Here is a 25,968-nt window from a genome sequence, read left to right as displayed (position 1 = left end):
ACTTAATAGAAACCCGATTTTCCTCACTGTTTATAACCTCAAATCATCTGGCCTGAAAATTAACGGCAATTTACGAAAATAAGTCTCGAACACCTTCGGTGGCAGTTCCTGTAGCTTTTCGAACCTGCCCACTTTAAGGATGGCCTGCTCGGCAGAACGATCAAATGCCGTATTACCACTGGATCTGACAACAACAACGCTGACCACTTGACCGGTTGGTACCAGTTGCACCAGCAACTCAACCTCCATATCGCGACGGGCACTGGGAGGACGACTCCAGTTGGCGGCCACTCGCTCAAAAATGTAATCCGCGTAACTGCTGGCCAACTCCTCATCGTTTGCGGCTGCCAAAAACGCCTCTTCCTCGGCCAGAGCACTGGCCAGCGCCTGTTCAAGCTGCTGATGGTCTATTTGCGGCTTGGGCTCCGGTTTCGGTTTTGGCGCGGGTTTGGGTTCCGGTTTTGGCGCCGGCTTCGGAGCTGGCTTTGGCTTGGGCTTGGGGGCCGGTTTCGGAGTCGGTTTGGGCGCTGGCTTGGGTGCCGCTTTAGGCACCGAGGGCTTTGGCTTGGGTTTGGCCTTTTCTTCCAGTTTGAGCAACGTTGCCTGAACATATTTCGGCTGGGTAATTTTTCGTTGTTTCCTCTCCGGTTCCCAATGCACCACCAATAGCACCAACATGCAAGCATGCAACAGCAGGCTCACCACAACGGCAACGGTAAATGAGGAGACTTTGCCGGAGAACACGGTAGCTAGTTTTTCCCTGGCGGCGGCTCGGTGACCAGCCCGACAGAGGGCGCACCGGCATTCTGCAGCTCGCTCATCAACCTGACCACAGTACCATAATCCACTTTTGCATCGCCCCAGACCAGTACGGGCGTCTTCGGCTGCACGCCCATCACCTTCTGCACTTTTTCTATAATAGAGGTGAGCGGCTCTTCAATATTCTTGCCATTGCCGAGATCCAGATAGTAAGTTCCATCGGCCTTCACAGAAACAATGAGGGGTTCCAGGTCCTTGTCGTCAAGCGGTGCGGACGGTGCCTGTGGCAGCTCCACCTTGACCCCCTGCATCAACATGGGAGCTGTCACCATAAAGACAATCAGCAACACCAGCATCACATCAATGTACGGCACCACATTGATTTCAGCCACCAGCCGCCTTTTATGCTTGGGAGTTCGGATAGCCATTAACCGTGTACCCGGCGGTGCAGAATACTGGAAAATTCCTCGGCAAAGGTTTGATAGCCGCTGTAGATACTATCCGCCGACGCTGAATAGCGATTGTAGGCCAGCACCGCCGGAATCGCGGCAAACAAGCCCATGGCTGTGGCGATCAAGGCTTCAGAGATACCCGGCGCAACCGTAGCCAGGGTGGCTTGCTGTACTGTTGCCAGTCCGCGAAAGGAGTTCATGATCCCCCAGACGGTGCCAAACAAACCAATGTAGGGACTCACCGACGCAACACTGGCCAGAAAGGGTAAATTCCGATTGAGTCGCTCCTCCTCCCGGGACAGGGCAATTCGCATGGACCGCTCGGTGCCTTCGATGACCGTGTCCGCATCAACATTTGCCTGCTGGGCCAGGCGGTTGAATTCGCGGAAGCCCGCGCGGAATACACTCGCCAGACCTTCGGCGGCACCTCTGCCACCAATCTCCGTATAGAGCTGATTAAGATCTACCCCGGACCAGAAATTATCCTCAAATTTGCGCAAATTCATCCCCGCATTTCTCAGGTATAGCCCGCGTTGGATGATCATTACCCAGGAGATGATCGAAGCAAAAAATAACAGCGTCATGACAAATTGCACCAGCAGGGAAGCATCGGCAATCAGACTCCAGAGTGATAATTGTTCGGTCACCAGGTAACTCCTGTTTTCTTGTTAAATAGCGGCTTGCAATGTTTGCAACATCTCGGCCGGGATGGCCGTGGGTCGCTTCGTTTGATGATTGATACAGGCCGCTTTTACGACCCCTTCGACCAGAACCTGCTCACCCCTCAGCACTTTTTGGGCGATGGTGAATGAAGTTCTGCTCACGGCGACCAGTTTGGCCGTGGCAACAATCTGGTCATCCAATACTGCCGGTTGCCGGTACTTCAATTCCACCGAACAGACCACAAACTGCATGCCCTCAAACAGGGCTGGCTTGTCATAACCCAACGACCGCATCAGTTCAGTGCGGGCGCGCTCAAGGTACTTCAGATAATTGGCGTAGTAGACAATCCCGCCCGCGTCAGTGTCTTCCACATACACACGGATCGGTAGACAATATTCGCTCGTCATTTCTCCATGAAATCCAGTTGTTGGTCAATTTTTTGTGGACTTTTCAGACCGAAGTGCTGGTAGGCAAGGCGTGTCACCATTCTGCCCCGAGTGGTTCTCATCAAATATCCCTGCTGGATCAGAAACGGTTCCAGCACGTCCTCGATTGTTCCCCGCTCTTCGCTGATCGCGGCCGCGAGGCTGTCCACCCCCACCGGCCCGCCATCAAACTTCTGCATGATGGTCAGCATCAGCCGTCGATCCATATGATCAAAACCATTGGCATCCACATTGAGCATATTCAGTGCCTGATCGGCCACCTCCGCACTGATCTTGCCATCTGCCTTGATCTCGGCGTAGTCCCTGACCCTGCGCAACAGGCGATTGGCAATCCTGGGGGTACCCCTCGCACGGCGGGCAATTTCCAGAGCCCCCTGCTGCCCCATGGCCACCCCGAGAATATCCGCAGAGCGCGCGACAATCGTGCTCAACTCGTCCACAGAATAAAACTCAAGACGCTGCACGATACCAAATCGATCGCGCAACGGCGACGTGAGCAACCCCGCCCGGGTGGTTGCACCAACCAGGGTAAAGGGTGGTAAGTCCAGCTTGATGGAACGCGCAGCAGGCCCTTCGCCGATCATGATATCCAGCTGGTAGTCTTCCATGGCCGGATAGATAACCTCTTCCACCACGGGACTCAGACGATGAATCTCATCAATGAACAGCACATCACCCGGCTCCAGATTGGTCATCAGGGCCGCCAGATCACCGGCTTTCTCCAGCACCGGGCCGGAAGTGGTTTTTAGGTCCACGCCCATTTCGTTGGCAATGATATGAGCCAACGTGGTCTTGCCCAGACCCGGGGGGCCAAACACCAGCGTGTGGTCCAGTGGCTCACCGCGCCTGCGTGCAGCACCGATAAATATTTCCATCTGCTCACGGACCGCCTGCTGCCCGACATAGTCGGCCAGACTCAGGGGGCGAATCGCACGATCAAAGCGCTCTTCCTGCACGGAAGCTTCCGGGGATATCAGACGATCGTTCTCAATCATGGGCGCAGTATATCTTGCACGGGCTAGCTTTTAACCATGCTTTTCAGGGCAAGGCGAATCAATTCCTGACTGGATTGCCCTTCGCTGGCTACGGCCGTTATCATCCGGGCCGCCTCCTGGGGCTTGTAACCCAGTGCAATCAGTGCACTCTCGGCCTCCCTGACCGTATCGGTTTGTCGTCCTGCCGGGCCAGTGAGTGGGGAGTCCGCCGAATCGGTGGAAAAATGATTGAGACGATCCCGCATTTCCACGATCAGGCGCTCGGCTGTTTTTTTGCCGACGCCGGGTAATCGCACCAGGGTCGCGGTATCGTTGTGCTGTACTGAATGGGCAAAATCAGCCGCCGTCATCCCGGATAAAATCGCCAGCGCCATTTTCGGCCCCACGCCACTGACCCTGATCAGGCTGCGAAATAACTCGCGCTCGACAGTATCGGCAAAGCCGTAAAGTTGCTGCACATCCTCCCGCACCACAAAGTGCGTATGGAGAGTCACGGTCTGGCCCGGTGCCGGCAAATCAAAAAACGTATTGAGCGACACCAACACTTCGTAGCCGACACCCTGCACATCAATCAGCAGTTCCGGCGCCTTGCGCTCCAGCAATGTGCCATGAATTCTTCCGATCACCTCGCAACCCCTCTCGTTATAGGACTCGCCATATTATTTATACCGCCCTCTGGCATAACGAACATCGGGGGGCAACCCGGCCGTGGTGCGCATCGTTTGCGCGTGGCAGAGTGCCACGGCAAGTGCGTCTGCGGCATCCTCAGAGGGTGCCGAAGGCAACTTCAACAACCGTGTGACCATGTGCTGCACCTGCTCCTTGCCAGCCGCACCACTGCCGACCACCGACTGTTTGACCGACCGCGCGGCATATTCGGCCACCGACAACCCCGCAGCAACACCCGCCACAATCGCCGCGCCACGGGCCTGCCCGAGCTTCAACGCAGCCCTGGGGTCTCGAGCAAAGAAAACATCCTCAATGGCCATTGTCTCAGGATGATGCTCTTCGATAATGCTGGAAAGGCTCTCAAAGATCACCTTGAGACGATCCGGAAGCGCCCCATCCGGCAGGCGAATAATGCCACTGGCAACATACTCAGCATTGGAACCAACGGCGTTGACAAGGCCAAAGCCGGTCTTTCTCGAACCGGGATCTATACCGAGAATCAGTGTCATGGGAGTCGCCCGAAATACTGTATATTGTCACAGTATCCTAATCACTTAAAAAAACAAGAGCCACCTGCTCCATCGACACTGTCCCCACTAAAAAAGGCGGCTGTTGCCAGCCGCCTTTTTGCGTTCACACAGCAACAACTTTTATTTGGTTTCTTCATCTACCGATTCAGCGGGAGCTGCTTCTGCGGATGTTTCAGCAGCAGGCGCCTCTTCTGCTGGAGCTGCCTCTGCCACAACCTCTTCTGCTGGAGCTTCTTCTGCTGGAGCTTCTTCTGCCGGGGCTGCTTCTGCCGGGGCTTCCTCAGCGGGGGCTTCTTCAACAACCGCCTCTTCTACCGGCGCGGGTTTGGCAACTGCCTGCTTGACGACACCCGCGGCGACCAGAATGCTGACTTTTTCGTCACCATTAATGATCTTCTTGTCGGCGCCTTCAACGGCATAGCGGCCTGAGCGTTTTTGATAAATGGTGTACTCGTCAGTTTTCTGAAGTACTTTCATCCTGTCTCTCCTGTGATTACTCGTTCTGTTAACAATATCGGGATACACCCGGGTTTACTCTCTGGCCCAACCGATTATCAGCCGAGCTCAGCCATCACCGACGCAGGAATATCCGCATTGGTAAATACATTCTGCACATCATCCAGATCTTCCAGATGATCCACCAGCGCCAGCAGTTTCTCTGCACCGTCCAGATCAACGGGCACAGTAATGGATGCCAGCATGGTGACCTCTGCACTTTCCGGCTCTAGGCCGGCTCCCTGCAGGGCCTCTTTGACTGCACTGAAGTCTTCCCACGCGGTGAGCACATCCATGGAACCATCATCATTGGTCACCACATCTTCTGCGCCCGCTTCCAGGGCAACTTCGATTAACCGGTTTTCATCAACCCCGGCGGGATAACTGATTTGACCGGTACGATTAAACAGGTAGGCGACCGACCCGTCCGTGCCCAGATTGCCACCGCGCTTGGTGAATGCGTGGCGCACATCGGAAACCGTACGATTGCGGTTATCCGTCATACAGTCCACCAGCACAGCGATACCTCCGACCCCGTAACCCTCGTAGGTCACCTCTTCATAATTGTCGCCTTCACCGGCACCGGCCCCCCTGGCAATGGCTTTATCAATGGTGTCGCGCTTCATGTTATTACCGAGCGCTTTGTCCACTGCGGCGCGAAGCCGGGGGTTATCCTCCGGCAGAGGCCCACCGGATTTTGCAGCCACAACCAGCTCGCGAATCAGTTTGGTGAATACCTTGCCGCGCTTGGCATCCTGTGCTGCCTTGCGGTGCTTGATATTGGCCCATTTGCTGTGACCTGCCATAACAAAAATCTCCCATACTGCCGGGCTGTGGCCATCTCGCCAACAGCCGTTTTTTATCGTGTTGCGCCGGTCAGCGCACTGCGGAATAAATCAGCTATCCGCCGGTTTTTTCTCCCGCAAACGAATATTCAGTTCACGCAATTGCCGATTATCAACCCCGCCCGGCGCATCGGTCATGACGCAGGCCGCAGTCTGGGTTTTCGGGAAAGCGATCACATCGCGAATCGAATGGCTACCGGTCATCAACATAATCAGCCGGTCCAGACCAAACGCCAACCCGCCATGGGGTGGACAACCAAATTTCAGGGCGTCGATCAGGAAACCGAATTTTTCGTCCGCTTCTGCCTCACTGATACCCAGCACCTTGAAGACTGCATGCTGCATATCGGGGTTGTGGATACGAATCGAACCACCACCGAGTTCCGTGCCGTTCAACACCATATCGTAGGCAATCGACAGGGCTTTTTCCGGATCGGCCTCAAGCGTTTCCACCGAGCAGGCCGGTCGGGTAAAGGGATGATGCAGGGAGGTCCAACCGCCCTCCCCGTCTTCTTCAAACATCGGGAAGTCGATCACCCACAACGGCGCCCACTGACAGGTGTAGAGATTCAGGTCTGCACCGAGTTTGCAGCGCAGAGCACCCAAAGCTTCGGTCACAACACGGTGGTTATCTGCACCAAAGAAAATCAGGTCGCCATTCTCGGCGGCGGTGCGATCGAGTATGGCGGCACGCACGTCCAACGGCAGAAACTTGACGATCGGGGATTGCAGCCCCTCTTCCAGATCTTCCCTGTTATTGACCTTGATATAGGCCAGCCCCCGGGCACCATAAATACCGACAAACCTGGTGTAATCATCTATCTGCTTGCGACTGATCTCGTTGCCACCAGGTACCTTCAACGCCGTGACACGAGCCTTTGGATCATTGGCTGGCCCGGAAAACACCTTGAAATCCACTTCTGTCATCAGATCCTTGATTTCCACCAATTCGAGGGGAATCCGCAAATCCGGTTTATCGCTGCCATAGCGCATGATGGCCTCGCTATGAGGCATGGAGGGGAAATCCCCCAGATCCACCTCGAGCACCTCCTGGAAAACCGTGCGGATCATTTCCTCATTGATGGCCATGATCTCCGCTTCCGAGGTAAACGACATTTCCACATCAACCTGGGTAAATTCAGGCTGGCGGTCGGCCCGGAGGTCTTCGTCACGGAAACATTTTGCGATCTGGTAATAACGGTCCACCCCCGACACCATCAGCAACTGCTTGAACAATTGTGGCGACTGCGGCAGCGCAAAGAACTTGCCTTCGTGGGTGCGGCTCGGCACCAGGTAATCGCGGGCGCCCTCCGGCGTGGCCCGGGTCAGGATCGGGGTTTCAATATCCAGAAACCCCCGTTGATCGAGAAAGTTGCGGATAATATTGGTCACCCTGGAGCGAAACCGCATGTTGTTGAGCATTTCCGGCCGGCGCAGGTCCAGATAGCGGTACTTGAGCCGCACTTCCTCGCCCACCTTGTTGTGCTGATCCAGCGGGAAAGGCGGCGTTTCAGAGGCATTCAGTATCTGCACCGCCAGACCATAAATTTCAATCTGACCAGTGGCCATTTCCGGGTTGACGGTTTCGGGGGTTCTGGCGCGAACCCGACCAGTCACCTGCAGCACATACTCACTGCGAACCCGGTCGGCAAGGGCAAAATGCTCGCCACAATCCGGGTCAAACACGACCTGCACGATACCTTCACGATCGCGCAAATCGACAAAGATCACACCCCCGTGGTCGCGGCGACGATCCACCCAACCGCACAGGGTGACTTCCTGATCAATGTGTTCGGCGCCGAGCACACCACAATAACTTGTCCGCATTATGTCTTCCCGTTGTTAATCTAATGGAGGCCGGGCAGGGCTTCCGGTGGTATTGGTTCAGGCAGCGGGGGTGGAACCGGCAGCCTCTTTGGGTTTGGGTTTTGTTTCTGGCTTTGCCTTGCTTTCCGAGGGCTGGTCGCCGGCAATATTCTTTCTTTTCTCTTTTTTGAAATCCGTTTCATACCAGCCGCTGCCACTCAGCCGGAAACCGGCAGCCGTCAACTGTTTTTTCAATTCCGACTGATGACAAACCGGACAATCCGTCAATGGTTTGTCACTGATTTTTTGGAGTGCCTCCAGCGCATGACCGCAGGCCTGACATTGATAACTGTAAATCGGCATAACCAAATACCCTGATTCTAGAGCGGGCAGAACGCCCCTGATAAAAGCGGCGCATTATACCCCAGTAACCAGGGGGCTAGAAGATTGGATAAAGCCTGAATCCGGGCAATGGCCGACACAGTACGCAAAAATCTGCCGAAAAGGCTATTTCTGAAGGGCGGTGAAGCCGTCCCCGACCAGCACATTGACGACTGGATCGACCCGCGCCGCAAGCAACTCCCCGGTATAACCCTGTGCCGGCAGCCGTCCCCAAATGGGATCGGGCCAGGCACCGTCCGTTTTATAGCGGGCGAGATGATGCACATGCAGTTGGGCCACCCGGTTGCCCAGGGTCGCGATATTGACCTTATCCGGGGAGAACACATCCACCAATGTCTCCGCCAGCAGAGAGGATTCGCGAATCAGCTGATACTGGTCCTGCTCTGACAAATGATAAATTTCCGTCACATCGGCAATCCGTGGCACCAGAATGAACCAGGGATAATTGGCATCGCGGTGGATCAACAACCGGCACAACGGAAAGTCACCAATAATTACCGTGTCAGCCATCAGTGCAGAATCGAGCTCAAACATTTAACAACCTCTTGTCCTGTACCCAAAGCGGGCTCCACCGTAAAATAGCGGTTTTTACACTCACCTCCAAGACAAAGAATCAACTATGCGTGCCAGCCAGTTTTTGATCGCTACCCAAAAAGAAACCCCGGCCGATGCCGAAGTCATCAGCCATCAATTGATGATTCGCGCCGGCATGATCCGCAAGCTGGCCGCCGGGCTCTACAACTGGTTGCCTCTGGGATTGCGGGTGCTGCGTAAAGTGGAGGCCATTGTCCGCGAAGAGATGAACCGGGCCGGCGCCATGGAGGTCCTGATGCCGGTGACCCAACCGGCGGAACTCTGGCAGGAGTCCGGTCGCTGGGAACAGTACGGGCCGGAACTGCTGAGAATGAAAGACCGTCACGACCGCGCCTTCTGCCTCGGCCCGACCCACGAGGAAGTCATTACCGACCTGGTCCGCAACCAGCTGCGCAGTTACAAGCAACTGCCCGCCAATTTCTATCAGATTCAGACCAAATTCCGGGATGAAATCCGCCCCCGCTTTGGCATCATGCGCGCACGGGAATTTCTGATGAAAGATGCCTACTCCTTTCATGCGAATCAGGCCAGCCTGCAGCAGACCTATGACACCATGCACGCGGCTTACACCACTATTTTCAGCCGTCTCGGCCTCGACTTCAGGCCCGTCCTGGCGGATACCGGCAGCATTGGCGGCAACCACTCCCATGAATTTCATGTGCTGGCGGCCTCCGGCGAGGACGATATCGCCTTCTCCAACGCCAGCGACTATGCCGCCAACGTGGAAATGGCCGAAGCCATGGCTCCGACCGGCAGTCGGCCAACTGCATCGACAGACATGCAGGAAGTGGCCACCCCGGGCCAGCACAGCATTGAACAGGTCAGCCGGTTTCTCGGGGTAAAACCTGAGCAGATCGCAAAAACCCTGATCGTGCTGGGAGAACCCGACCAAAACACCACCGCACTGGTGGCACTGGTGCTGCGTGGCGACCACGAACTCAACGCTATCAAGGCCGAGAAACTGCAGGGCGTGGCATCACCACTGACCTTTGCCAGCGAAGCTCAGGTAAAAGCCATACTGGGATGTTCTGTGGGATCCATTGGTCCGGTAGCGCTCAGCATTCCGACCATTGTGGATCGCAGCGCGGCCCATCTGGCAGATTTTGTCTGTGGTGCCAACCGCGATGATTACCATCTCACCGGTGTCAACTGGGAGAGGGACTGCCCGCCGCTGCAAGTCGAGGACATTCGCAATGTGGTCCCCGGCGACGCCAGTCCCGACGGCCAGGGCACACTGGAGATCAAACGCGGCATTGAAGTGGGGCATATTTTTCAATTGGGCACCAAATACAGTGAGGCCATGAACGCCCGGGTACTCAATGAAGAAGGCCGCGAGCAGGTCATGTTGATGGGCTGCTACGGTATTGGCGTAAGCCGCGTTGTGGCCGCTGCCATCGAGCAGAATCATGACGAAAAAGGCATCATCTGGCCCGATGCCCTGGCCCCGTTCCAGGTCGCGGTGGTGCCGATCAATCTACACAAGTCCGAACCGGTTCGCGATGCCTGCGAAACACTCTATTCCGATCTGCAACAGGCAGGTTTTGACGTACTGTTAATGGATGAAGAGAAAGCCCGGTTAGGGGTCATGCTGGCAGATATCGAATTAATGGGCATTCCTCACCGCATCGTCGTGGGTGACCGCGGGCTTGAACAGGGTCAGGTGGAATATTACAACCGTCGCAGCGGGGAAAGCTGCCAAATCGCGGTAACGGAGTTGCCTGAATTTCTGGCACAGGCCCTCGGATGAGCGCCTCGGTCGGCCAGATGATCGCGCGATGGCTGACACTGACGAGCACCGCTCTCTGGCTGAGTGTTTCTCTCGCGGGCGATGTGCAGGAAGTGGATCAGGCTCTGCTGAGCCTGCTGAAAAAGACCGTGGAACAGGCCGACAGCTTTGAGGATCGTTTCGATGCCGAGGTATGGCTGATGGCAAAATCCACCCAGCTTGCCCGGTACATTCCTGACAGCGAAGAGCGACTCGATCTGCTGCGTAAAATCCATCAGGCCGCCACGCGGGCAGAACTGTCACCGGAAGTGGTGCTCGCGGTCATTCAGGTGGAGAGTCACTTTGACTCCTACGCGGTCTCCAGTGCCGGCGCTCAGGGTATGATGCAGGTCATGCCCTTCTGGAAGCACGAAATCGGCCGGGCGGACGACAATCTGATCAACATCGATACCAATCTGCGCTATGGCTGCACCATTCTCAAGTATTATCTGGACAAGGAAAATGGCGATCTCGCGCTGGCGCTCGCCCGCTATAACGGCAGCTATGGTAAAACCTGGTACCCAGAGAGAGTCATGCTGGCCTGGGATAACTGGCGCTAAAAGCAAACGCGCAAACAGCACTACAGGGTTATTTCAAACGAAAAACCCCTGTGATGACCATCTGCAACGAAAACACAAAAAAATGCCAGCTAATGCTGGCATTTTTATTGGTTAAACTCAGGCATTTGCCTCAGGCAACAACAGTCACGTTTTGTGCCTGCGGGCCTTTCTGACCGTCGGTCACTTCGAAAGAAACCTGCTGCCCTTCATAAAGTGTGCGACGGCCTGTACCGTTAATAGCACTGAAATGTACAAAGACGTCCTTGCCACCCTCCTGCGCAAGAAAGCCATACCCTTTTTCTTCATTGAACCACTTAACGGTACCGGTAACTAAATCTGACATAAAATCCTCGTAAGCACTTAGTGCCAACCTCGGTTGGCGGTGTAAATATACGGGCAGCCAAAGACCCGCAATTCCCACTTTAAAACGGCTTACAAAAACGCGCAAGCAAAAATACCTTGACATATCCCTCAAGTACAGCGCACGTCATCGTGAAGAAATCCTATGGCATCCCATCGAACTCCTCTCCTTCCTTCTCGGGCGGCAGTAGGTTCTCTCTGGTCATCCGTAGAGCCATGAGCATATTTGACGCCACATAGATGGAGGAGTACGTACCGATTACCACACCCACAATCAGTGCAATCGCAAAATTGTGAATCAGCTCACCGCCAAAAACAAACAGCGCCACCAGCACAAAAATGGTTGTCAGAGAGGTAAGCAATGTCCGCTGCAACGATTGTGTCAGGGATTCATTAATGACCTCTTTTGCCTCTGCCGTTCGCAACAGGCGAAAATTTTCCCGTATTCGGTCAAACACGACAATCGTGTCATTCAGGGAGTAACCGATCACGGCGAGCACCGCCGCCAGCACTGTGAGATCAAATTCCAGGCCAGTGATCGAGAAAAACCCGAGCGTGATAATCACATCGTGAACCAGCGCAAGAACAGCACCAATGGAAAACTTGTATTGAAACCGGATGGCCACATAGAGCATCACCACGGCCAGCGCAGCCAGCATGCCCAGACCGCCATCTTCGCGGAGCTCATCGCCCACCTGGGGGCCCACATAGTCCACCCGGCGCATTTCAATCTCGCTGTCGGTGTTATTTTTCAGCGCAGCAAACACCTCATCGGACAAGCCGGCTGCCGGTTCACCCTGCAAACGGATCAGCACGTCACTCTCGGAACCAAAATAGATCACAGTGGGGTTTTCAAAGCCGCTCTCAGTCAGCTGTGCGCGAATCACTGATAAATCTGCCGGCTCTGGATAGCCCACCTCTATCTGGGTGCCTCCGGTGAAATCAAGACCCAGCACGATGCCTTTCACCGACAGGGAAACCAGCGAACCCAACACCAATAAAATGGAGATGATCGCCGCCAATTTGCGCTGACCCATGAAATCAATAACACGTAGCGTTGTCATGGTGAGCTCCTAAATCCAGACTTTGTTAATGGTACGGCCACCATAGACCAGATTGACCAGCGCTCTGGTACCCAGAATTGCGGTGAACATCGATGTCAAAATACCGATCGACAGGGTGACTGCGAAGCCCTGCACCGGCCCGGAACCAACGGCGTATAAAATCACCGCCACAATCAGGGTCGTCAGGTTGGCATCCAGAATCGAGACAAAAGCCCGGTCATAGCCGGCATTGATGGCCGACTGGGGTGGCAGGCCGTTGGCCAGTTCCTCCCTGATTCGGGAAAAAATCAGCACATTGGCATCCACTGCCATCCCCACCGTCAGCACGATACCCGCGATACCCGGGAGGGTCAGGGTTGCACTCAACAATGACATAACCGCAACCATGATGACCAGGTTGAGAGCCAGCGCCACATTGGCAAAGATGCCGAAGACGCGGTAGTAGGCCAGCATAAAGAGCAGCACCATCGCCATACCGATGGTGACCGATTTAACCCCCAGAGCAATATTCTCGGCGCCCAGCGAAGGACCGATGGTTCTCTCTTCTACAAAATACATGGGTGCCGCCAGGCCGCCGGCACGGAGCAGCAGTGCCAGCTCCGAGGACTCACGGGGATTATCAAGACCGGTAATGCGGAAGGTTTTGCCCAGTGCACTGCGAATGGTGGCCAGACTGATAATTTTCTTTTCGACGTAGCGCTCGGACGTCGCAACCTGTTCGCCCTTTTCATTGGTGGTATAGGTCGTGTTGGTCTTGTACTCGATAAACAGCACACCCAGGCGACGATCGATATTTTTGCGGGAAACCCGATGCATACGGGCGCCACCATCACTGTCCAGCGTGATATTCACCTGCGGAAAGCCATTTTCATCAAAGGAGGCTGTCGCGTTCGAGACATGGTCGCCAGTTATCACCACCGTACGTTCCAGCCAGGCATCGGGAAAACGGGATTTGTCATTCAGAAATTCAAATTTTTCTGCCGTGACCACGTTCTGTTCTTCGGCCTCAAGACGGAACTCAAGATTGGCTGTCTTGCCGATAATCCGCTTCGCCTCAGCCGTATCCTGAACCCCGGGCAGCTCGACCATTACACGGTTGCGACCCTGACGCTGAACGATGGGCTCGGACACCCCCAGTTCATTAACCCGGTTTCTCAGGGTCACCAGGTTCTGGTTCAGTGCGTAATCCTCAACTTCCCTGATCGCAGATTCCGACATATTGGAGCGGATAGTGAACAAACCGCCGTCCGTAGTGAGCTGCGTGGTAAGATCGCGGAAGTCGCGACGGAGAATCTGGTTCGCCTCATCCCGCTCTTCTTCAGTGCGGAATTTGCTGACAATCGTCCCCTCCTCCAGCTTCACCGTGTGGTAGCGCAGTTTCTGCTCACGCATGGCACCGCGTATCTCCCGAACCGAAGATTCCATCCGCTTGCCAACCGCCTCGTCAATATTGACCTCCAGCAGGAAATGCACGCCACCACTGAGGTCGAGCCCGAGCTTCATCGGTTGCGCCCCCAGCGCAGCAAGCCACTCCGGGGTTGTGGGTGCGAGGTTAAGCGCCACCACATAATTGGAACCGAGAGCCCGCTGAATGACCCGTTTGGCCGGCAACTGCTGATCCCGCTCCTTCAGGCGAATGAGGGCGTTTTCACCCGTGCTCTCTGCACCGAAATACTCGATACCCTCATCCTTGAGAGCCTGCTCCATCTGATCCAGCAACTGCTGATCGACCACGGTCGCACTACTCTGTCCGGAAACCTGTACAGCCGGATCAGGCACGTACAGATTGGGCAGGGCATACACCACTCCCAACGAGACGACAAAGAGAATCAGCAGGTATTTCCATAACGGATAACGGTTCATATCACTAGTCTTTTATTGAGTCCTGAACAAGAGGCTGACCATTATAGGGTGGAAGCAGCGCCCTTGTCAGAAACGGCGGAAAATATCGAGCACCCCTCACATATTGGGGCAAATGAGCAAACCTCAAGCGGGCTGTTCCAGACCCTGCTGGTCATAGAACCGCACGGCGAATTCATCGAGACCGCCATCGGCGATGGCCTGACGGATATCGGTCATCAACGTCTGATAATAACGCAGGTTGTGCAGTGTGTTCAGTTGAGCGCCGAGCATTTCACCACACTTTTCCAGATGATGCAGATAGGCCCGGCTAAAATTCTGGCAGGTATAGCAGTCACAGTTCGCATCGAGGGGGCGGGTATCGTGCCGGTGCACCGCATTGCGGATCTTGACGACACCGGCACTGGTGAACAAATGTCCATTGCGCGCATTGCGGGTAGGCATCACACAGTCGAACATGTCGATACCCCGCCGCACGGCTTCGAGAATATCCTGCGGCTTGCCCACACCCATCAGATAGCGGGGCTTGTCCTGGGGCATTTTCGGCGGCAGATGATCCAGAATTCGCAACATATCCTCTTTCGGCTCACCCACCGATAAACCACCAATGGCATAGCCGTCAAAACCGATTGACTCGAGACCGGCCAGGGAGGCATCGCGAAGGTCCTCATACATGCCGCCCTGCACAATACCAAACAGCGCAGAGGGATTGTCACCGTGGGCATCCTTGCTGCGCTTTGCCCAGCGCTGCGAAAGCTCCATTGAGGCACGGGCCTGCTGTTCGGTTGCCGGGTAAGGGGTGCACTCATCAAAGATCATCACCACGTCCGCACCGAGCTGCTGCTGCACCCGAATGGATGTCTCCGGATCGAGAAACACGGCACTGCCATCGATCGGCGAACGAAAAGCCACGCCCTGCTCGGAGATCTTGCTGATCGCCCCGAGGCTGAACACCTGAAAGCCGCCGGAATCGGTCAGGATTGGTCCCGGCCAGTGCATAAATTCATGCAATCCGCCATGTTCCATCACCACATCTGTGCCGGGGCGCAGCATCAGGTGGAAGGTATTGCCGAGCAGAATCTGGGCCCCGATGGCCTCAACATCCCTCGGCAACATGCCCTTGACGGTGCCACAGGTGCCCACCGGCATAAATGCCGGCGTTTCAACCGTGCCGCGGGGAAAGGTCATTCTGCCACGGCGCGCCTCGCCATCGCGGCAAGCCACCTCAAAGGACATAAAACAACTGTTTCTCATTCGGGAATGTCCTCTGCAGCAGCGGGATTGCGGGTCAAAAACATGGCATCGCCATAACTGAAAAACCGATAGCGCTCCACCACCGCCTGCCGGTAGGCGTTCATCATGTGTGTGTATCCGGAGAAGGCGCTCACCAGCATCAGCAGCGTCGATTCCGGCAGGTGGAAATTGGTCAGCAGGGCATCCACCAGTTTGAACGAATAGCCGGGGTAGATAAAAATATCGGTCTCACCGGTCATCGGTTGTATCTGGCCAGCAGCGGCGGCACTTTCCAGGCATCGTACGCTGGTGGTCCCGACCGCAATAACCCGACCGCCCCGGGCGCGAGTCTCCCGCACCTGCTGACAGACCTCAGCCGAGACCTCGATCACCTCAGAGTGCATCTGATGATCGTGAATATGGTCAACCCGCACCGGCTGAAAGGTGCCCGCCCCGACATGCAGTGTCACAAAAGCAAAGTCCACACCCTTTGCGCGAAGCTGGTCGAGCAGCGCCCGATCAAAGTGCAGTCCCGCCGTGGGCGCGGCTACCGCACCGGGCTTTTCAGCGTACACCGTCTGGTAGCGCTCCCGGTCAGCAGGGTTATCGGCGCGATCAATGTAAGGCGGCAAAGGCATATGGCCGTGGCTCTCAAGAATATCCAGTGCCGTTCTGTCACCGAGAAAACGCAGCCGGAACAGATCGCCATCGCGACCTTCCACCTCGGCTTCCACACCGCCTTCGAACTGAAGTCGGGTGCCCGCCTTGGGTGATTTGCTGGCCCGCAGATGAGCCAGCAATCGCTGGTCGTCCAGCAGACGCTCCACCAACATTTCAACTTTGCCGCCGGAATCCTTCTGACCAAACAGCCGGGCCGGAATCACCCGGGTGTTATTGAACACCAGCAGGTCACCAGAATTCACCAGCGAACTGATCGCCGGAAACTGCAGATGCTGCAGCGCTCCCGTCACGCCATCCACCACCAGAAGACGGCTGCCACGGCGTTCGGCAGCGGGCTGACGGGCAATCAGCTCATCGGGCAGAGGGTAATGAAAATGGTCTCGGCGCATACGTTTGGGGGAGGCTTGTAAAAGGCCGCAAGGGTAATGGAAATCCACCGCCAGAGCCAGCGCACCCATCAATCAGAACAACACCGCTCTATTGCTTCTCCGGGGACCACTGCTATAATCGCGCCCCTGTGCCAGAGTGGTGAAATTGGTAGACACAGGGGATTCAAAATCCCCCGCCCTTAAAAGCGTGCCGGTTCGAGTCCGGCCTCTGGTACCACTTAAAAATCACAGGGTTAAAATACCTCAACCCTGATTTATCCCTCCGAAAATTCCCTATCCCTACAAAAAATTCCCTTTTATTCTCAAGGGCAGATATTCCAACACCCGCACCTGATTCAAGGCAATATATCCTGAGGTTGCCAAATCCAACGTGCGGCTTATACTCGAGCGACGCTCATTCTCCAAGCAATTGCCCGGAATATAATCAGAAAAACAGCGAGTTCTGCTCAGGCAGGTAAGTTATGAGATCCTGTTATTTTAGCTAACAAAAAATCTCACTTTATTTTGATAGGAACCAGACATGCCGAAATTTCTATTCCATATCAAAGCCCTACCAAACAGATCCCAGTATCAAATGTCGCACAGCGTATCTGCGTGATATAAAACCGTTAACCACTAAATCACATTAAGGAGTTTTTGCTTTATGGAAAATAAAGAATACGCAGGTTTCTGGATTAGATTTGGCGCACTGCTCATTGATTTAGTGATCATGATGATTGTTTTATATGTGCCATTAAGCCTTATTTACGGTGAAGAGTATTGGGTAGGGGACAAACTTATATACGGCTTCTGGGACGTTATGCTTGGCTATGTTGTGCCATTTGTCGCAACAATATGGTTTTGGCTACATTATCTCGGCACGCCCGGTAAAATGGTCATGAGATTACAAATCGTCGATGCATCCACCGGTGAAAAAATGCGTACCGGCCAGGCTATCGGCAGATACTTTGCGTACATTTTATCCGCTGTTCCACTATGCCTTGGATTTATTTGGGTGGGCATAGACCAGCGCAAACAGGGCTGGCACGACAAGCTGGCGAGCACTGTCGTTATCCGCAATACAGGCAAAGAACCCGTTCAGTTTGAAGACAGTATTTAAGGCTGGAACCCGCTGCTGCCCGTCCTGTGTTGGCGCTGTTAACCTATCTTTTTTTCGCTCCTGAGACGGAGAACCCGATGAATCTGCTACGAATTCTACTGGCTGGCTTATTGGCCACAGTTTTTTCTGGCTGTTCGCAACAGGCCTCAAACTCAGCTGCGGAAGCAGCCGCCAGGGAAGAGCTGGCCCGCCGGAATATCCCAGTTACTCTCGCCGGTCTTAAACAGGCAACCACCGGACGGAACCATGACGGAGCTTATCTGTTCGAGGATGCAGGCTTTTTCGCAGAGATCAGCGATGCCGACTTCCGGGACGCGCTGAAACACGCAAGCGCCAGCGGCAACTACGGGCTTTATGTGATGCTGTCCCGTTACGAAGCTGACCAGGTCTTTCCGGCCGATGAACTGGCCAGCTCCCTGAATCGGGCGATCAGGAAAAACACTGTTCCAATGGCGGCTTTGTTGATTAACCATGGGGCAAAACCGGGCAATGATTCGCTGTTTTACGCGGCCTACCAGGATAACTACGATCTGGCAGCCCTGCTTCTGGCAAACGGCGGGACCTTTGCGGCAAGCGAAAACAGTGGCGCTTTAAAGATGGCGGCGCGCCTCGGAAACCTGAATACCCTCCAAGCCTTCGTGGACAGCGGACAGGCTCAGCAAAGCCAGCTTAACCAGGCAATTCTCTACGGAGCTTTGACGGAAAAAATCGACGTTGTGAAGTACCTGGTGGATCAGGGCGTCGATATCAATCAGGGTGACAGTGACGGCTGCACCGCGTTGCACTACCTGTCGCAGGACGGGACTGTCGACATGGTCAGATACATGGTGAACAACGGCGCCCTGATCAACGCTACCTGCCGGGGAGCTGAAACGCCACTAAAGTGGGCCCACTACGGTGACAACACACAGGTCACTGAATATCTGGTCAGTGTCGGTGCGACGCAGAACTAGTCCCCGTCCTGAAATAAGTGAGCGTCGCACTCAGGCAAACTTTTCATCCAGATACTTGGTGACTTCTGACTCGATCATGCCTTTAAAGGCGCTCATCAATAGGCCAAGGGTTACATCCACTCTGACGGTATTGTCATCAAAGCTCACTTTGGCATCAATACCGCTGTGTTTGTAATGAACCGTATCGCCCTCCCAGCAATAATCACCACCATGTTTGGCTTTCAGTTTTTGTCCCAGCGCTTCCGTCATGGTGCGAACCTGTTCTTTCTCCATGGTGTGATTGCGTTCCAACTGAATATGGCTCATCTACCCCTCTCTTTTTTGTGATTTGACTGGACCTGGCCGAATGCAGGATTACTGGCACTGTTTCTCGCGGAGAGAAAGCTCCGTGCAGGCTTCCATAAACTGCAATTGCTGCTCACCCAGATAAGGCGCCAATAGTGCCATAATCTGTAAAATGGCACCCTGGATAAACTGGTGCTGGTCGAGTTCTTTTTTGCGAAGATTCTGAAATTGAAACCAGTGTGTGAAAATCAGCATCATGTTGTCGGCCAACTGATCAACACGACTTGCAATCATTGTTCTATCCGCCAGCAACCCTTCCTCAAGCAGGCTATCCAGCAACCCGTGTATCCACTGATACTGCTTTTCCACCAACTTGCCGAACCGCTTATCTATACCGCGGTACTTGTGCAACAGGTCTGTGGTATTACGGAAAAAAAAGCGGTAGTTGAAGATATGCTCCAGCATCACATACAGGTAGAGCCAGTGCTCCTCCAGACTGTCTTCTGCGCTGCGGGAGTCCTGTAGCAAGGTGTCGATACCGGCCTCAAACTGCTCATAGAGCTCCGTGACCATCTCCTCCTTTCCCTTGAAATGGTAATAGAGGTTACCGGGGCTGATTTCCAGCTCATTGGCAATATCCACTGCAGTGAGGTTGGTTTCGCCCTCGCGATTAAACAGGTCCAGACTCACCAACAGAATATGATCACGTCTTTTCATCAGCATCCCGACTGCGTTGCAAAATAAATTCCACTATTTTGTAAAAACCTTGTTTTTAGTATGCGTTTTCTAAAAATTATCACTAATGTGGCATGAAATTAAGCGTAAACACACGAATTCAACTGCTACCGGAGATATTACTATGGCAGAACTTAAAAACACTATCGACAAAACTGAAGAACTCGCACGCAAGATCTGGCTCGCTGGACTCGGCGCCTATGGCCATGGCCTCAACAACATTCATGATGGCTATGAAAAAATGAGTGATCAGACCCGTCGCTATTTTGACGACCTGGTTGCCCGCGGCACAAAAATCGAGTCAGAAGCCAAATCCAGACTGGATAAAACCGGCGACAGGTTCAAGGAAGCGGGTGGCAAACTGAAAGCCAAAGGTGAAAAGCTCAAGAAGCGCGGCAAAGATCTACGTAAGGACGGCATCAATTTGAATGTCAGCTCCAGAATCGACGAGATTCGTGAAAAAGTCTCATCCAAAATGGTGATGCCGACGATTCCGTCTATGCCTTCGTTCTACAACAACGACGACAAACTGGCCGAGCTGAATACCAAAGTAGACGAGCTGATTCGCACCGTCAACAAGCTAACGGCCAAGTCAACAGCAACTGCTACGCCAGTGGCCAAAAAGGCACCCGCTAAAAAAGCGGCTGCCAAACCGGTAGCGACCAAGCCGGCTCCTGCGGCCAGCAAACCCATCAGTGCTGAGACAAAACCAGCACCGACCACACCGAAAGCGAATAGCCCCACTACTAGCGCTTAATATTGTCTTACCCCCTTGCTCGCAAGAGCAACTAGTGCCCAAGGCCAATCCCATAGGCCTTATTGACAGGCTGCCCTCACCGGCAGCCTTTTTTTTGCTCCGATGCCGAAGGCAAAGATCCTGTGCGCAAGGAAGTGGATTACCTGATCAGGTGAGTGGGAGAAATTGATCCCGGTTATCGATGTCGAGTTGATGGTGTTTTGTTAGAATGCGGTTGCTGGACATCAATGGTCAGCCGACCTGAAACGATCATCACAAGCTAGCCAACACCCCCAACCGACATAAGTGAAGCGCTCCTTGACCTATCCCACCCTCACCACGCTCCCCTCCGCAAATCTGGCAAGACGCCTGATGGCAATGCTTTATGACAGTTTTTTGCTGCTGGGCATCAGTTTCGCCTACGGCGTTGTACTGTTATTGCTGCGCAGGTTGTTCGGTGACGACACCATGCAGGCGCCAGACAGCTCGTTACAATTACTAATTATGGTGGGATGGTGGTTTTTTTGTGCGCTGTTTTTTGTATGGTGCTGGCGTCGTTCAGGCCAAACCCTCGGCATGAAATCCTGGCGAATTCAGCTCATCGGCCAGAACGAGGATAGTCCCCCCTGGCAAGCCTGCTGGAAACGCACGGTGTTTGCACCGCTATCCTTTGCCGTGTTCGGCATTGGCTATCTGTGGTGCCTGGTGGACCGTAACGGCGACTGCCTGCATGACAAGTGGAGCCATACCCGAACGGTTGTATTACCGAAGCCGCCGAAACGGAGCAAAAAAAATCCGGCTGCCAACTGACACTGGGGAAGCCTCTCGCAATAGAGGGTCAGGCCGCTCTGCGCAGCAGAATCAATCCAACGGCAGCACATACCAGCGCCGGGATCACTACCGCCAGCAGAGGGGGGAAACCGAACACCACACTCGCGGGCCCCAGCAGATCCTGGGCAGTACTAAACACCAGCCCCACCAGAACACCGGCAAAAATCCGATAGCCCATCGTCACCTGTCTGAGCGGACCAAACACAAAGGAAATGGCAATCAGCACCAAACTGACTATCGTGACCGGCTGTAGTGCCTTGCGCCAGAACTCCAATTGATATTTCGAAGCATCCTGGCCCTGCCCTTCCAGATACTCGGTGTAATCGTAAAGACTTCGAATGGCCAGTGACTCCGGCGGGAGGATAATCAGATAGAGCAACTCCGGCGACAGTTTGCTGTCCCAGAGACGCGTGGTGAATTCACCGGTTTCCACTTTGTCATCCAGGAAGCGGGTGATTACTCCCCGCTCTTCCAGCCAATGATCACCCTGGTACGTCGCCCGCTCGGAAAAACTTGCTCTCTGGAGCCGGTGCTCATCATCAAATTCATAGCGGGTCACCCCGAACAAAACACCGCCGGGATACACTGCATTAAAATGCATGTATTCATTGCCTTCCTTGTTCCAGATACCAATGTTGGTTTCCTGAGAGCTCTCCCCGCCTTTCAGGACCATGCGCCGACTCTCGGCATATTGGTCCGTGTAGGGCACCACAAATTCACCCAGCAGTGCGCCCAAAAAAATCAGCATCAGAATCGGTCGGCTCACAAACCAGACAATGCGCAGCAGGGAAATCCCGGCCGATCGCATCACCACCAGTTCAGAATTATTCGCCAACACGCCGAGACCAACCAGGCAGCCGATCAGTGATGCCATCGGAATATGCTCGTAAATGCGTGCTGGCAGGGTCAACGCGACATAGATAACCACCTGAGAAAAAGTGTATTTGTTACCAATATCGTCCACCCCATCGATGACGGCACCCACCGCATCCAGCGTCACGATAACCAGCAGAACCATGGCAATCGCCGACAACACCGATGCCATCACATAGGAGGACAGACGCCTCATCGACTGATAGCCTGCATTTAACTTCATGACTGCATTCCCACCGGTTTTCTGGCAACGCCTGCAAGGCGCGCAAACAGGGTGCTTACGGTCGACCAGTTAAACAGCAATACGGCAATACCCAGAAACAGGATATGGATTCCCCACATCAGCACAAGCGCGGCGGTGTTGCCGTCTTCCACCAATCCTCTGGCGCCACTTAGGGAGACCAGGTAAACCATGTATAGAATGACCGCCGGCAGCGTCTTGGCAAATCGGCCCTGGCGGGGATCGGTCTTACTGAGAGGAACCGCCAGTAATGCCACCACCAGGACCAGCACTGGCACAGACAGCCGCCAATGAAGGGTGGCAACATGCGACGGAAGCGTTGAACTCATCAAAGTGCCGGTTGCTAACGTATCCACCTTGTCCCTGCTCCTTGGCTCTTCAGGCTTGCTCAGCCGCTGACCGTATTCCTCAAACCGGGTGATTTGATAATCGGCATTGCCCGGAACACCCTCAATCCTGTAGCCGTCCTCAAGAACCAGGAAGTTCGCCTCTTTAGGGTCGGGACTGACACGAACGTGCCCGGTGGGCGCAACCACCAGTACCAACTGTTTACCTTCCACGGCATCGGGGTTGTTTTCCGCCAGGAACACGTCCCGCATTTCTTTCTGTTTGGTCACTTCTTCGGTGTAGGTAACACCCCGACCACCCTGCAGGGGATGAAAGTGCCCAGCAATCAAACCGTCCAGTTCGCCGCGTTCCTTTTGGGCAAGCAACAGGGCTTCGGCTTTTTGCATCCCGGACGGACTGACATCCAGACTCAGCCAGGCAACAATAGACGCGACGAACACCGCCGGAATCATGGTATAAACCACCAGCCTGCGCACGCTCATACCACAGGCTCGCATCACGGTCATTTCACTCTGCACGTAAAGCCGACCGTAACTGAGCAATATGCCAAGAAAGAAAGCCAGCGGCAGAATCAATTCGAGAAAACCCGGCAGGCGGTAGCCGATAATAGCCAGCAGCACACTGGCATCCATCTCACCCGCTGCTGCTCTGGCCAGGTACTTCACAAATCGGCCACTGGCGACCAGGATCAACAAAATCCCGCTGACAGCAAATGTAGAGATCAGTAGATCCTTGGCAATGTAGCGAAATATCAGCAAGTGTGGGTTCCTGTTATGCTCGGCGGACTAGCATTGGAGTTGTTCATCCAATTATCCAGAATTACACTGCTATTGTCTCGCACTCCCTACCCCTCAATGGAGATATCATGGAATTTAATACCTTTGTCGGCCAGCTCACCACCCGCAAAACCGAATGTCTCGTGCTGGCCTATGGCCCGAAGGGACTCGACTCCCCTGACCTCCAACAAATCGACCAGGCTACGGAAGGGTTGATAGCGCGACTGATAAAAAAAGGCGATATCAAATATGCCGACGGCGGCATGCAGCTGATCAATGAGCCAAAAGGCCTGGCGGCGGAACGCCTGCTCATCTTCAGTGCTGGCAAAGAAACACTCAACGAACAAACCTGCCTCAACACCCTGTCCACTCTGGCCAGCCAATTGACCAAATTGCCGATAAAGTCTGCCTCCATATCACTCGAAGGCATCGCAGTAACCGGGCGCGAGCGCCCCTGGCTGGCTCAGCAGCTGGCCCGCAAACTGGGCGAAGCGGCTTATCTGTTCAATCCGTTCAAGGCCCGGGAAAAGAAGCCAGTAAGCCTGGGCAAGGTTTCCCTGATATGCCCGTCCAGACAGGGAATAGGCCCGGTGAAACAGGCCCTGCTCCTCGGCGGCGCCATCGCCAACGGTGTCAACCGCAGCCGGGAACTGGGCGATTTGCCCGGCAACATCTGCACTCCCAGCTACCTTTCCAGTCAGGCCAGGGAGCTGGCGGGCCAATACCCCAATCTTGACTGCAAGGTCCTGAGCGAGAAACAGATGGAAACGCTCGGCATGGGTTCACTGTTATCGGTGACCGCGGGCACTGAACAGCCAGCAAAAATGATTGTGCTGGAATACAAGGGAGGCAAAAGCCGCGGCAAACCGATCGTGCTGGTGGGCAAGGGGGTGACCTTTGATTCCGGCGGCATCAGCCTCAAACCCGGGGCCGGCATGGATGAAATGAAATACGATATGTGCGGTGCCGCCAGCGTTATTGGCACGCTGTCGGCAATTGCCGAGTACAAGCTCCCCCTGAATGTCACAGGCATTATCCCGGCGGTCGAAAATATGCCCAGTGGCACTGCCACCAGGCCGGGTGATGTGGTGACCAGCATGTCCGGACAAACCATTGAGGTGCTCAATACCGACGCCGAGGGCCGCCTGATTCTCTGTGATGCACTCACCTACGCCGGGCGCTACAAGCCCTCTTTCGTGATTGATATTGCAACACTTACCGGCGCCTGTGTCATGGCGCTGGGCAGTCATGCCAGCGGCCTGCTGAGCAATGACGATACCCTGGCACAGGCACTGGAAAGCGCCGGCCAGACCAGCGGTGACCGGGTTTGGCGACTACCCCTGTGGAATGAATACGACAAACAGCTGAAAAGTAATTTTGCCGATATGGCGAATATCGGCGGGCGGGAAGCGGGCACCATCACCGCAGCCTGTTTTCTGGGACGATTTACCAAAAATTATCGCTGGGCGCACCTGGATATCGCCGGTACCGCCTGGAATAGCGGCGCCAACAAGGGGGCCACCGGTCGCCCCGTTCCCCTACTGGTCGAGTTTCTGGCTGGGCAGGTCAGCCAATGACCAATATCAATTTTTACAAGATAAGCGGCGGCTTCAGTGAGTCGCTGATGCTGTCCTGTCAGTTGACGGAAAAAGCCTTTCAGCAGGACCTGCCGGTATTGCTGCACACGGGTGACGAGGATGTTTCCCGGCAACTCGACGACCTGCTCTGGTCCTTCCGACCGACCGCCTTTTTGCCCCACGCCATTGAGTCAAAGCCGGTCTCAGCCATCGCCATCAATCACGATGATGACCCGGGTGAGCACCACGGGTTGCTGATCAACCTGGCGAAAGAGACGCCGGGATGGTTTTCGCGCTTTGAGAAAGCCATTGAGATCGTCTACGATGACCAGCAAGTGATAGAACTGAAACGGGAGCGTTTCAGCTTTTATAAACACCGCGGCTATCCACTAAACTTTCACGATCTGAGCAACAAAAAATAGTGTTGACCATCAGGAATATGGATCACCGTGCTGGCGGCCAGAGGTAGGCGCCATGAATCACGAGCCCAAAGACCCGCGCAAGACATTGATCGAAGAACTCGATCAATTGCGTTATACCCTCCACGACAGTCCTGAGGTGCAGCAGAATATTCCCATGCTGGATGAGACCTTCGGCGACCTTGACGACCCGTTCGAGCTGGATATCCCGATTCTCACTGAGCCATTATTAGAAGGTGAACAAAATCCACCTGAAGCGTCCAGCCACCCGGCTACTCTGCAAACCCATCAAACCCCGCTGTCGGCCCCGACATTAGCCGGCGCCGAGCTGGAGGATTTGCTGGAAGAACTGGTCGCAGAATACTTGCCCGTCCTGGAACGCCAGCTACGGGAAAAACTGCGTCTGGCACTCAGTTCGGATTCCACGGAAGGTGACGAAAACCACGTCGACGCAGGCTAGCTGGCCCTTTATAATCCCCGCCTTTACGTTTATTTGCCCCGCAATTTCCGCCATGGGCGGTCATGTT

General features: G+C 54.5%; 30 protein-coding genes and 1 tRNA gene. 10 read left to right on the top strand and 21 right to left on the bottom strand.

The genetic code is table 11. The features are described from left to right. Nucleotides 1–30: 30 nt before the first annotated feature. From QZ516_RS06435 to QZ516_RS06380, 12 genes are all read right to left on the bottom strand, one after another. Nucleotides 31–744, bottom strand: coding sequence for a TonB family protein (locus tag QZ516_RS06435; RefSeq protein WP_297187695.1), 714 nt, complete (start codon nucleotides 742–744; stop codon nucleotides 31–33). A gap of 5 nt (nucleotides 745–749) precedes the next feature. Then, nucleotides 750–1,187: a protein TolR gene (tolR, locus tag QZ516_RS06430; RefSeq protein WP_036858348.1), complete on the bottom strand. Its 438-nt coding sequence runs from the start codon at nucleotides 1,185–1,187 to the stop codon at nucleotides 750–752. After that, on the bottom strand, nucleotides 1,187–1,861 hold the full coding sequence (gene tolQ / locus QZ516_RS06425) for a protein TolQ (protein WP_297187888.1): 675 nt from the start codon (nucleotides 1,859–1,861) through the stop codon (nucleotides 1,187–1,189). The genes tolR and tolQ overlap by 1 nt, the downstream gene beginning before the upstream one ends. A gap of 18 nt (nucleotides 1,862–1,879) precedes the next feature. Further along, nucleotides 1,880–2,281, bottom strand: coding sequence for a tol-pal system-associated acyl-CoA thioesterase (ybgC, locus tag QZ516_RS06420; protein ID WP_297187693.1), 402 nt, complete (start codon nucleotides 2,279–2,281; stop codon nucleotides 1,880–1,882). Further along, nucleotides 2,278–3,315 (bottom strand): Holliday junction branch migration DNA helicase RuvB, encoded by a 1,038-nt coding sequence (gene ruvB, locus QZ516_RS06415; RefSeq protein ID WP_297187691.1) that lies wholly within the window; start codon nucleotides 3,313–3,315, stop codon nucleotides 2,278–2,280. Before ruvB ends, ybgC begins: the two co-directional genes overlap by 4 nt. Nucleotides 3,316–3,338: 23 nt before the next feature. Beyond that, the gene (ruvA, locus tag QZ516_RS06410; protein WP_297187689.1) at nucleotides 3,339–3,941 is read right to left on the bottom strand and encodes a Holliday junction branch migration protein RuvA; all 603 of its coding nucleotides are present in this window, start codon (nucleotides 3,939–3,941) and stop codon (nucleotides 3,339–3,341) included. Nucleotides 3,942–3,974: 33 nt separating this feature from the next. Then, on the bottom strand, nucleotides 3,975–4,493 hold the full coding sequence (gene ruvC / locus QZ516_RS06405) for a crossover junction endodeoxyribonuclease RuvC (protein WP_297187687.1): 519 nt from the start codon (nucleotides 4,491–4,493) through the stop codon (nucleotides 3,975–3,977). 141 nt (nucleotides 4,494–4,634) lie between these two features. Then, nucleotides 4,635–4,991 (bottom strand): hypothetical protein, encoded by a 357-nt coding sequence (locus QZ516_RS06400; protein ID WP_297187685.1) that lies wholly within the window; start codon nucleotides 4,989–4,991, stop codon nucleotides 4,635–4,637. Nucleotides 4,992–5,068: 77 nt separating this feature from the next. Further along, the gene (locus tag QZ516_RS06395) at nucleotides 5,069–5,815 is read right to left on the bottom strand and encodes a YebC/PmpR family DNA-binding transcriptional regulator (protein WP_297187683.1); all 747 of its coding nucleotides are present in this window, start codon (nucleotides 5,813–5,815) and stop codon (nucleotides 5,069–5,071) included. A 90-nt stretch (nucleotides 5,816–5,905) separates the two neighbouring features. Then, a complete protein-coding gene (aspS, locus tag QZ516_RS06390) occupies nucleotides 5,906–7,681 on the bottom strand; it encodes an aspartate--tRNA ligase (RefSeq protein WP_297187681.1) in 1,776 nt (591 codons plus the stop codon). Nucleotides 7,682–7,738: 57 nt separating this feature from the next. After that, complete coding sequence (locus tag QZ516_RS06385) at nucleotides 7,739–8,023, bottom strand: zinc ribbon domain-containing protein (protein WP_297187679.1); 285 nt, start codon at nucleotides 8,021–8,023, stop codon at nucleotides 7,739–7,741. A gap of 144 nt (nucleotides 8,024–8,167) precedes the next feature. After that, nucleotides 8,168–8,596 carry an HIT domain-containing protein gene (locus tag QZ516_RS06380; protein WP_297187677.1) on the bottom strand — a complete coding sequence of 143 codons (429 nt, stop codon included), beginning with the start codon at nucleotides 8,594–8,596 and terminating at the stop codon, nucleotides 8,168–8,170. A gap of 85 nt (nucleotides 8,597–8,681) precedes the next feature. On the opposite strand from QZ516_RS06380, the gene QZ516_RS06375 reads away from it, so the two are divergent. Both QZ516_RS06375 and QZ516_RS06370 read left to right on the top strand, forming a co-directional pair. After that, a complete protein-coding gene (locus tag QZ516_RS06375; protein ID WP_297187675.1) occupies nucleotides 8,682–10,403 on the top strand; it encodes a proline--tRNA ligase in 1,722 nt (573 codons plus the stop codon). Then, nucleotides 10,400–10,981 (top strand): transglycosylase SLT domain-containing protein, encoded by a 582-nt coding sequence (locus QZ516_RS06370; protein WP_297187673.1) that lies wholly within the window; start codon nucleotides 10,400–10,402, stop codon nucleotides 10,979–10,981. The genes QZ516_RS06375 and QZ516_RS06370 overlap by 4 nt, the downstream gene beginning before the upstream one ends. A gap of 130 nt (nucleotides 10,982–11,111) precedes the next feature. Here QZ516_RS06370 and QZ516_RS06365 read toward each other — a convergent pair whose 3' ends face one another. From QZ516_RS06365 to queA, 5 genes are all read right to left on the bottom strand, one after another. Next, on the bottom strand, nucleotides 11,112–11,324 hold the full coding sequence (locus QZ516_RS06365) for a cold-shock protein (RefSeq protein WP_297187887.1): 213 nt from the start codon (nucleotides 11,322–11,324) through the stop codon (nucleotides 11,112–11,114). A gap of 160 nt (nucleotides 11,325–11,484) precedes the next feature. Further along, nucleotides 11,485–12,405: a protein translocase subunit SecF gene (secF, locus tag QZ516_RS06360; protein WP_297187672.1), complete on the bottom strand. Its 921-nt coding sequence runs from the start codon at nucleotides 12,403–12,405 to the stop codon at nucleotides 11,485–11,487. A gap of 9 nt (nucleotides 12,406–12,414) precedes the next feature. Next, nucleotides 12,415–14,268 carry a protein translocase subunit SecD gene (secD, locus tag QZ516_RS06355; protein ID WP_297187670.1) on the bottom strand — a complete coding sequence of 618 codons (1,854 nt, stop codon included), beginning with the start codon at nucleotides 14,266–14,268 and terminating at the stop codon, nucleotides 12,415–12,417. Between the two features lie 123 nt (nucleotides 14,269–14,391). Beyond that, on the bottom strand, nucleotides 14,392–15,519 hold the full coding sequence (gene tgt, locus QZ516_RS06350; RefSeq protein WP_297187668.1) for a tRNA guanosine(34) transglycosylase Tgt: 1,128 nt from the start codon (nucleotides 15,517–15,519) through the stop codon (nucleotides 14,392–14,394). After that, nucleotides 15,516–16,568 carry a tRNA preQ1(34) S-adenosylmethionine ribosyltransferase-isomerase QueA gene (gene queA / locus QZ516_RS06345; protein WP_297187885.1) on the bottom strand — a complete coding sequence of 351 codons (1,053 nt, stop codon included), beginning with the start codon at nucleotides 16,566–16,568 and terminating at the stop codon, nucleotides 15,516–15,518. The genes tgt and queA overlap by 4 nt, the downstream gene beginning before the upstream one ends. 130 nt (nucleotides 16,569–16,698) lie before the next feature. Here queA and QZ516_RS06340 point away from each other — a divergent pair. The 3 genes from QZ516_RS06340 to QZ516_RS06330 all read left to right on the top strand — a co-directional run bounded on the left by QZ516_RS06340 (nucleotide 16,699) and on the right by QZ516_RS06330 (nucleotide 18,620). Beyond that, nucleotides 16,699–16,785: transfer RNA gene (locus QZ516_RS06340), tRNA-Leu, on the top strand. A gap of 426 nt (nucleotides 16,786–17,211) precedes the next feature. Further along, nucleotides 17,212–17,667, top strand: coding sequence for an RDD family protein (locus QZ516_RS06335; RefSeq protein ID WP_297187666.1), 456 nt, complete (start codon nucleotides 17,212–17,214; stop codon nucleotides 17,665–17,667). Nucleotides 17,668–17,744: 77 nt separating this feature from the next. Continuing rightward, nucleotides 17,745–18,620 carry an ankyrin repeat domain-containing protein gene (locus tag QZ516_RS06330; RefSeq protein WP_297187664.1) on the top strand — a complete coding sequence of 292 codons (876 nt, stop codon included), beginning with the start codon at nucleotides 17,745–17,747 and terminating at the stop codon, nucleotides 18,618–18,620. 30 nt (nucleotides 18,621–18,650) lie between these two features. Here the strand turns inward: QZ516_RS06330 and QZ516_RS06325 are convergent, their stop codons facing one another. Both QZ516_RS06325 and QZ516_RS06320 read right to left on the bottom strand, forming a co-directional pair. Beyond that, on the bottom strand, nucleotides 18,651–18,926 hold the full coding sequence (locus tag QZ516_RS06325) for a polyhydroxyalkanoic acid system family protein (RefSeq protein ID WP_297187662.1): 276 nt from the start codon (nucleotides 18,924–18,926) through the stop codon (nucleotides 18,651–18,653). Nucleotides 18,927–18,974: 48 nt separating this feature from the next. Then, complete coding sequence (locus QZ516_RS06320) at nucleotides 18,975–19,622, bottom strand: TetR/AcrR family transcriptional regulator (protein ID WP_297187661.1); 648 nt, start codon at nucleotides 19,620–19,622, stop codon at nucleotides 18,975–18,977. A 142-nt stretch (nucleotides 19,623–19,764) separates the two neighbouring features. Between QZ516_RS06320 and QZ516_RS06315 the strand changes: the two genes are divergently transcribed. Together QZ516_RS06315 and QZ516_RS06310 are read left to right on the top strand one after the other, a co-directional pair. Next, complete coding sequence (locus tag QZ516_RS06315) at nucleotides 19,765–20,397, top strand: phasin family protein (protein WP_297187658.1); 633 nt, start codon at nucleotides 19,765–19,767, stop codon at nucleotides 20,395–20,397. A gap of 297 nt (nucleotides 20,398–20,694) precedes the next feature. Beyond that, nucleotides 20,695–21,186, top strand: coding sequence for an RDD family protein (locus QZ516_RS06310; RefSeq protein WP_297187656.1), 492 nt, complete (start codon nucleotides 20,695–20,697; stop codon nucleotides 21,184–21,186). 28 nt (nucleotides 21,187–21,214) lie between these two features. On the opposite strand, the gene lptG is transcribed toward QZ516_RS06310, so the two are convergent. Together lptG and lptF are read right to left on the bottom strand one after the other, a co-directional pair. Beyond that, nucleotides 21,215–22,303, bottom strand: coding sequence for an LPS export ABC transporter permease LptG (gene lptG, locus QZ516_RS06305; RefSeq protein WP_297187654.1), 1,089 nt, complete (start codon nucleotides 22,301–22,303; stop codon nucleotides 21,215–21,217). Then, nucleotides 22,300–23,427 (bottom strand): LPS export ABC transporter permease LptF, encoded by a 1,128-nt coding sequence (lptF, locus tag QZ516_RS06300; RefSeq protein WP_297187652.1) that lies wholly within the window; start codon nucleotides 23,425–23,427, stop codon nucleotides 22,300–22,302. The genes lptG and lptF overlap by 4 nt, the downstream gene beginning before the upstream one ends. Before the next feature lie 107 nt (nucleotides 23,428–23,534). Between lptF and QZ516_RS06295 the strand changes: the two genes are divergently transcribed. Genes QZ516_RS06295 through QZ516_RS06285 form a run of 3 tightly spaced genes read left to right on the top strand, consistent with a single transcriptional unit; the run spans nucleotide 23,535 to nucleotide 25,901 of the window. Next, nucleotides 23,535–25,022, top strand: coding sequence for a leucyl aminopeptidase (locus QZ516_RS06295; RefSeq protein ID WP_297187650.1), 1,488 nt, complete (start codon nucleotides 23,535–23,537; stop codon nucleotides 25,020–25,022). Next, nucleotides 25,019–25,444, top strand: coding sequence for a DNA polymerase III subunit chi (locus QZ516_RS06290; protein WP_297187648.1), 426 nt, complete (start codon nucleotides 25,019–25,021; stop codon nucleotides 25,442–25,444). The genes QZ516_RS06295 and QZ516_RS06290 overlap by 4 nt, the downstream gene beginning before the upstream one ends. A 52-nt stretch (nucleotides 25,445–25,496) precedes the next feature. Next, nucleotides 25,497–25,901 (top strand): hypothetical protein, encoded by a 405-nt coding sequence (locus QZ516_RS06285; RefSeq protein ID WP_297187646.1) that lies wholly within the window; start codon nucleotides 25,497–25,499, stop codon nucleotides 25,899–25,901. Nucleotides 25,902–25,968 lie beyond the last annotated feature (67 nt).

Source organism: uncultured Porticoccus sp. (assembly GCF_913061305.1).
Classification (GTDB): domain Bacteria; phylum Pseudomonadota; class Gammaproteobacteria; order Pseudomonadales; family Porticoccaceae; genus Porticoccus.
The sequence above is the reverse complement of the archived record's forward strand: the minus strand, read 5'-3'. Positions and strand labels throughout refer to the sequence as shown.